Consider the following 3,608-nt stretch of genomic DNA (forward strand, 5'->3'; position numbering starts at 1 on the left):
GAACCTGGGACGGTTCACCACTCCTTGCCCTTCTGCTCGTTCATATCGTTCTGGATCATCGTCCACGTCATGATGATGGCGACGATTACGATGATCCAGAGGCCGGCAATAAGGACTGCGCGGCGTGTGAGATGACGCATGATGGGGCTCCTTAGCACTGGGGGTTGCTTCCGCTAAGTATTCCCGCGCCGCACCCTGATGAGGGCTGGGGCGGGAATGTTACCTGGGGGTCAGTGCGCGCCCCGTAGCTCGCGGGTGCCGTGACGGTTCGCCGCCCGGCGCTCCCGCTGAGCCAAGAAACGCTCCAACTCGGCCTTCATGACCGCCGCGTCCTGAGCCGTGTTCGCCGAGACCTGCACGTAGATGCTCTTACCGGCTCAGTACCTGCCGCACGGTGGAGGCGTGCCAGGTGCGCCCCGTGGCGGTGGGCACACCCTCGTCGTTCAGTGCCGCGGCGATCTTGGCGTAAGACAGGCCGGCGGCGCGCTCGCGGCGGATCCGGTCCACAGTGGCCTGGGGGAGTACGGAGGTCCGGCCCATGTGTTTGCCGGTAGTGGCTTTGATCTTGGCCATACCGTCACGGGTGCGCTCGGCGATCTTCTTCCGCTCCATCTCCGCGAACGTGCAGGTGACCTGTGCCATGGCCGCGCCGGTGATGGTGGACGTGTCGATCCCCAGGTCCAGGCAGATCAGCGCCCAGTGCTGCCGGGTTGCGGTCTCGAGCAGGCCGGCGAAGTCCGCCACGGAGCGGGAGAGCCGGTCGAGCTTGGACACGGCGAGCGCATCAGCTTTCCCGGCTTTGAGGTCCGCTAGGGCTTGGGCGAGCACTGGGCGGTTCTTGAGGGTCTTGGCGCTGGCGGCGTTTTCGCGTCGCAGGTCCAGGTCCCAGCCCAGCCGGTCCGCTTCGGCTTGGAGGGCGGCAATCTGCACCTCGGGGCCAATGTCCTGCTTATTGGTGGACACGCGGACGTAGCCGATGACGTGCAGACGGGGGGTGGTCATGCCCTAATCATACATAAAGGGAACCCTTTATGTATGGTTCGCGTGGTAGCCCATCACGAAACCTTCCACACCTGCGCGGGTGGCCCGGTCCACCGGGTCCGCATCATCGGCAGGTAGCGCGGCCAGCATGCCTGCAAGTGCGGCCACCGCCCGGTCCGCCTCGTCCGGGGCCATGCCCCCGAACATCTTGCTCACATCGGCCATGCCCTCATCCTCTCAACCTCTCGGTGGGCGGGCACTGTCCCAAACCCACCCACCGGGGTGTCTGCCCTGCTGCTGGTCCTACGCGGCCGCGTCTGGGGTTGGTTCCGGTGTGCACCGCCGCTGGTCCTCACGCGCCGCTTCGACCCCGGCTTCGACAGCACGCGCCTGCCACGACACCGGCACACCCTGGACCGCAGCGCGTGCACTGGAGCGTTCGGCGCGGAGATCCTCGAACACCCGGTCGGCCATGTCCCGCAGGTCCTGGGCGATGCGGTGAGGATCCGGGTCCGGGTAGCCGATACCGTCGAGCTTGACCAGGGTGGGGGACTTCACCCCGTCGGGGGCCGTGTTGCCGGGTCCATAGAAGGGGATCTCGCCGTGCTCCGCAAGGACCGCGGACCGCATCTCGGACCATGCGTCGGAGGCCGCGTAGGCACGCCGCAGCAAGTCCTCCATAGCCGCACGCACGGCGGCGGTACTGACCTCGACCTGGGTGGCTTTCGCGGCCTCTACAAGCTCACGGTGGCGGGCTCGGGCCCTCTCCTCGTCCACGGTGGCCTGTTCGGTGTCGACGGCGGTCTGGGCGCGCTGGACCCGCTTGGCCTTGATCCCGGCGTCTCCTTGGGCGCCGGCCAATTCCAGAGGGTCTATGTCCTCCCCGGACACTGCCCGGTCCTCGAGGGCGGCGAGCGCGGCCGCGGCGGTCTGGTGGGCCTGGGCGGCCTGTTCGAGGATGGTCTGGGCTTCTCGCAGTCGTCGTTCAGCTCGGGTGCTCATTGTTCGCCTTTCTCGGGGTGGGGCTGGGCGTCATGGGTGGTGCCGCCTAGGGGACGCAGGTAGTCGGCTACTGCAAGCCGGATGAACCCGGCGCGGCTGGTGCCGGTCAGCGAGCGCAGGGTGTCCACTCGGCGGATCATGTCGGGCGGCATGGCCACCACGAGGCGCTGCATTTGGGGTGTGGTCACAGGCCCACCTCGTCCGCCCAAGCGTCGAACCGTTCTGCCTCACGGGCCGTGTGGAGGGACGCCGCGGTGGCCTGGGAGAGCGCACAGGTCACGGCCACTTCAGCGACCTGGGCGGGGTTGGTGGTCTCCCCGAATCGGAGGGTGGTGAGTTCTCGCCAGATGGACTCCCCGAACGTTGCGAAGTCCGGGGGATTGTTCGGGTCAAGGTGGGCCATGGGCGCTCCTGGTGGTCGTGCCCCGGGGCTGGGTGCCCCGGGCGGTGATACCAATGTGGGGTCAAAACGATGCCGAAAGGTGGACGGCGGGCAATGTCACCGGGCGCTCGCAGGCCGACGTTTCCGCCGCTTCCCGGGCACCGGGCCACTCATAGCCGTAAACCGCTCCTGAGCCAGCAGCAGGCGGCGTCGCAAGTCCGGGAGCGCGTGTTGGGGGATGAACACGACCCCGGTGCCGCCGTCGAGTTCGAGGCCGTCCTGTGACCCGCGGCGGGTGAGCCGGGTCCGGACCTCGTGCGGGTCCGCAGGGGCGAAATCGGTAAGTCCATTGCGCGAAAGTTTTTGCCCCTCCGCGGACTGCTGGGCCGCGCTCGTGGGGTCCTGTGGCCGCGGGTTGTTACTTTCCTGTGCGTTACTTTCCTGTGCGTTGTCCTGGTGGGTGCTCATGGGGTGTCCTTCCGGTGCTGGTGGAGTTGGTGTTGGAGTGCGCGGTTGAGGTGCTGGAGTTGCATGTTGCGGGCGTCGAGTGCGCGCACGAGGTGTTGTAGATCCGCTTTGGTCTTGGCGTTGGTGAGCATCTGTTCGACCCGGCGGTGGTGGTAGTCCTGCTCGTTTGTGTCCTGCGGGGTCATGCGGCGTCGTCCATGTGCCAGCGCTCCCCGACTTTGTCCCGCGGGCGCTGGCCCGCTTTCACATCGGCGATACAGCAACGGCAGGTCCGCCGGTCCTCCGTGGGGTGCGCCAGGCACGGGTCCATGACCCAGGTGGGCCGGGCTGTCTGGGGCCAGTGGGGCCCGTCGAAGAAGATCGAGCAGGGCGCCCGGTTCGCTGGGTTGTTCGCGGCCGTGACTGCGGCTTGAGCCACGACGTTGAACCCGGCGGGGTGGCGGTAGTGCTCCCGGAGCGCGGCCATGATCGCGGGTTTCGACCATTCCGGGCGGATCTGCTGGAGGATCCCGGCGAGCGCTTCGGCCTGCGGTGCGGTGAGTGCTGCTGGCTTGTGGTCCATCTGAGTCTCTCTTCCGTCCACGTGGGGGCCGGGACCACTCGTTTCCCCCTCTTTAGAGAGGGGGGAAAACGTGTGGTGGTCCGGGCGTGTGGTGCGTGTGGTAAACCGTGTGGTTCCTGACTAGGGGAAACGTTCAGAAGGGACTGATGCACGAGTAGGTGTCAGCTGGGGTTAGGCCGCCAGGCTGACGGTCGGGACTGATGCACGGGTAGG

At 67.2% G+C, this 3,608-nt stretch carries 8 protein-coding genes; all 8 read right to left on the reverse strand.

The features are described 5' to 3' along the window. Window positions 1-14: 14 nt before the first annotated feature. Complete coding sequence (locus tag B3G12_RS02755; RefSeq protein ID WP_290498972.1) at window positions 15-140, reverse strand: hypothetical protein; 126 nt, start codon at window positions 138-140, stop codon at window positions 15-17. Between the two features lie 229 nt (window positions 141-369). Continuing rightward, complete coding sequence (locus B3G12_RS02760; RefSeq protein ID WP_290498973.1) at window positions 370-1,002, reverse strand: recombinase family protein; 633 nt, start codon at window positions 1,000-1,002, stop codon at window positions 370-372. Window positions 1,003-1,029: 27 nt separating this feature from the next. After that, window positions 1,030-1,206, reverse strand: a complete 177-nt coding sequence (locus B3G12_RS02765) for a hypothetical protein (RefSeq protein ID WP_290498974.1) — start codon at window positions 1,204-1,206, stop codon at window positions 1,030-1,032. A 78-nt stretch (window positions 1,207-1,284) separates the two neighbouring features. Then, window positions 1,285-1,983, reverse strand: a complete 699-nt coding sequence (locus B3G12_RS02770) for a hypothetical protein (protein ID WP_290498976.1) — start codon at window positions 1,981-1,983, stop codon at window positions 1,285-1,287. Continuing rightward, the gene (locus B3G12_RS02775; RefSeq protein ID WP_290498978.1) at window positions 1,980-2,171 is read right to left on the reverse strand and encodes a ribbon-helix-helix domain-containing protein; all 192 of its coding nucleotides are present in this window, start codon (window positions 2,169-2,171) and stop codon (window positions 1,980-1,982) included. The genes B3G12_RS02770 and B3G12_RS02775 overlap by 4 nt, the downstream gene beginning before the upstream one ends. Beyond that, complete coding sequence (locus B3G12_RS02780; RefSeq protein WP_144999938.1) at window positions 2,168-2,386, reverse strand: hypothetical protein; 219 nt, start codon at window positions 2,384-2,386, stop codon at window positions 2,168-2,170. Before B3G12_RS02780 ends, B3G12_RS02775 begins: the two co-directional genes overlap by 4 nt. A gap of 443 nt (window positions 2,387-2,829) precedes the next feature. Further along, window positions 2,830-3,018, reverse strand: a complete 189-nt coding sequence (locus B3G12_RS02785; protein ID WP_290498981.1) for a hypothetical protein — start codon at window positions 3,016-3,018, stop codon at window positions 2,830-2,832. After that, window positions 3,015-3,395: a hypothetical protein gene (locus B3G12_RS02790; protein WP_290498982.1), complete on the reverse strand. Its 381-nt coding sequence runs from the start codon at window positions 3,393-3,395 to the stop codon at window positions 3,015-3,017. Before B3G12_RS02790 ends, B3G12_RS02785 begins: the two co-directional genes overlap by 4 nt. Window positions 3,396-3,608 lie beyond the last annotated feature (213 nt).

The sequence above is a fragment of the Kocuria sp. UBA5001 genome, from assembly GCF_002398425.1.
In the GTDB taxonomy this organism is placed as follows: domain Bacteria; phylum Actinomycetota; class Actinomycetes; order Actinomycetales; family Micrococcaceae; genus Kocuria; species Kocuria salsicia.